General features: G+C 62.7%; 3 protein-coding genes and 2 pseudogenes. 2 read left to right on the top strand and 3 right to left on the bottom strand.

Annotated features, from left to right (window positions below; genetic code table 11):
• Positions 1-216 (bottom strand): annotated as a pseudogene (locus EN932_RS39300) (AraC family transcriptional regulator); the annotation flags it as partial.
• A gap of 86 nt (positions 217-302) precedes the next feature.
• Here EN932_RS39300 and EN932_RS34190 point away from each other — a divergent pair.
• Both EN932_RS34190 and EN932_RS34185 read left to right on the top strand, forming a co-directional pair.
• Positions 303-833 (top strand): hypothetical protein, encoded by a 531-nt coding sequence (locus EN932_RS34190; RefSeq protein WP_127368978.1) that lies wholly within the window; start codon positions 303-305, stop codon positions 831-833.
• Between the two features lie 160 nt (positions 834-993).
• Complete coding sequence (locus EN932_RS34185; RefSeq protein ID WP_128369440.1) at positions 994-1,623, top strand: MarC family protein; 630 nt, start codon at positions 994-996, stop codon at positions 1,621-1,623.
• A 31-nt stretch (positions 1,624-1,654) separates the two neighbouring features.
• On the opposite strand, the gene EN932_RS34180 is transcribed toward EN932_RS34185, so the two are convergent.
• The gene (locus EN932_RS34180; protein ID WP_127368977.1) at positions 1,655-2,080 is read right to left on the bottom strand and encodes an OsmC family protein; all 426 of its coding nucleotides are present in this window, start codon (positions 2,078-2,080) and stop codon (positions 1,655-1,657) included.
• A gap of 134 nt (positions 2,081-2,214) precedes the next feature.
• Positions 2,215-2,336, bottom strand: a pseudogene (locus EN932_RS39295) (single-stranded DNA-binding protein); the annotation flags it as partial.

Below are 2,336 nucleotides of genomic sequence, written 5' to 3'. Positions count from 1 at the left end.
TTCGTAACATGTGCCGGGATTGCCGAGCAGGAGCGCGCCGGGCGCCAGCATCGCCGTTCCTTGTTGGGCGCGGTAGCGGAACGTGCCGCTGGTGACTGCAGCCACACAGAAATCCTGATGCGCCTCCTCGAACGGCCGGCCGGCGCCGGCCGTGCAGATCACATCCGTCACATGCCAACCGGCTCCGGATGCGAGACTATGCGTGGTCGTCGTCATGGTCGAAATATAGCAATTTTTCCCAAGCCCAGAACCCCGTAACCGCCTATTCCCTCCCAATCTCCTGACAAGAAGAGGCCACAACCATGTTCGATCAATCTTCGTTTGCCGATGCTCTGCATAGCGCCGGACCGATCGAAGGCCTTGCCGAAAAACTGAGCCTTTACGGCCGCTTCGTCGGCGCCTGGACTTTCGAGGCCTCGCGCCACCTCGAGGACGGAACGGTGCTGACAGGGCGCGGCGAGGTGCATTTCGGCTGGGTGCTGGAAGGCCGGGCGATCCAGGACGTCTGGATCCTGCCCGCGCGGGACACTGGTTCCCAGCCTTCGCTCGGCAAATGGACTTTCTATGGCACGACGCTGCGCGTCTATGATCCCGGCGCGGATGCCTGGCACATCTTCTGGAGCGACCCGCGCAACCAGTATTTCAGCCGCCAGCTCGGCCGCGCCGAGGGCGACACGATCGTGCAAGTGGGCACCGACGGCACCGGCAGCTCAGTACGCTGGGGCTTTTCACGCATCACCGAAAACGCCTTCCGATGGCTGGGCGAGCGCTCGCACGACAATGGCGCGACATGGCGGCTGGAGGTCGAGTTCCTGGCGCGCCGAGCGGTTTGATCGCCGAAGAATGCAGCAGCCCGGAATAAAAGCGTCGCGACCCTTTGCGCCCTCCGCTGTCCCGCCGGCATCAACCACTTTCTCACGAACAGTTCCCACCGAACGGGCTTTGCTCTACCAATTATCCTGGTACGGGCACGGCCCGGCGGGAGGGTCAGAGATGCCGAGTTTCGACAGCCTGTTCAACGCGTTCGTCACCATTCTCGTGACCATCGATCCGCCCGGCCTGGCGCCGCTGTTCCTCGCCGTGACGCGCGGCATGAACCGCGAGGAGCGCCAGCAGGTTTCCGTCCGCGCGTCGATCATCGGTTTCCTGGTGATGGCGCTGTTTGCGGTTGCAGGCGCCTCGATCCTGTCGGTGTTCGGCATCACGCTGCCGGCCTTCCGCGTCGCCGGCGGCTTCCTGCTGTTCTTCATCGCCTTCGAAATGGTGTTCGAGCGCCGGCAGGACCGCAAGGAGAAGATCGGCGACGTCGCCATCACCAAGGACATGATCCACAACATCGCCGCCTTCCCGCTGGCAATCCCGCTGATCGCGGGTCCCGGCGCCATTGCGGCAACTGTGCTGCTCTCAGGTTCCTTTCAAGGCTTCGCGGCGCAGGCGGCGCTGGTCGGCATCATCTTCGTCTGCCTTGCCATCACCTATCTGGTGTTCGTGCTGTCGGAACGCATAGACCGCATCCTCGGCCAGACCGGCCGCTCGATCCTGACCCGCCTGCTCGGCGTCATCCTGGCAGCACTGGCCGTGCAATTCGTCGCCGACGGCATCAAGGCGCTGATAGCGGGCTGACAGGCTGACGCGGCGAGAATCGAAGCCGGCTCTATCTCGCCGTCGTGTCGACGACCTCGAAATCGTGGGTAATCGTGGCGGTCTTGGCAAGCATCGCGGAGGCCGAGCAATATTTTTCGATCGAAAGGTCGATCGCGCGTTTCACCTTGTCGCTGGAGAGTTGCCTGCCCTTGACGACGAAATGCATATGAATGCGGGTGAACACTCTGGGTTCGGTTTCCGCCCGGTTGGCCTCGAGCTCGACCACGCAGTCCTCGACCGCCTCGCGCCCCTTTTCGAGGATGTGCACGACATCATAGGCCGAACAGCCGCCGGTGCCGATCAGCACCAGCTCCATCGGGCTCGGTCCCGGCGTCCTGCCTTCCGGTCCGGGCGCGGTTCCCAGCACCAGTTTGTGGCCGCTACCGGACTCGCCGACGAAAGTGCGTTCCTCGACCCATTTTACGCGTGCTTTCATCGAACTCGTCCTTCGCCATATTTCGTTGATCGCCATGTCGGCGTTCAGTTCGACAATGCAAAACCCCGAAAGTCCATGAGGGACTCTCGGGCGCAATGTTTGACTTAAGCCAAAAACAACATCTGCAGTTGCGATCAGAACGGGATTTCGTCGTCCAGTTCGCGCGACGAACCGCCACCGCCGCCGCTCTTGGCACCGCCGCCACTGCGATTGAAGCCTTCGCTCGGGCTGGACTGGCCGAAATCGGAACCACGGC

The sequence above is a fragment of the Mesorhizobium sp. M7A.F.Ca.US.002.01.1.1 genome (genome assembly GCF_004022955.1).
In the GTDB taxonomy this organism is placed as follows: domain Bacteria; phylum Pseudomonadota; class Alphaproteobacteria; order Rhizobiales; family Rhizobiaceae; genus Mesorhizobium; species Mesorhizobium ciceri.
The sequence above is the reverse complement of the archived record's forward strand: the minus strand, read 5'-3'. Positions and strand labels throughout refer to the sequence as shown.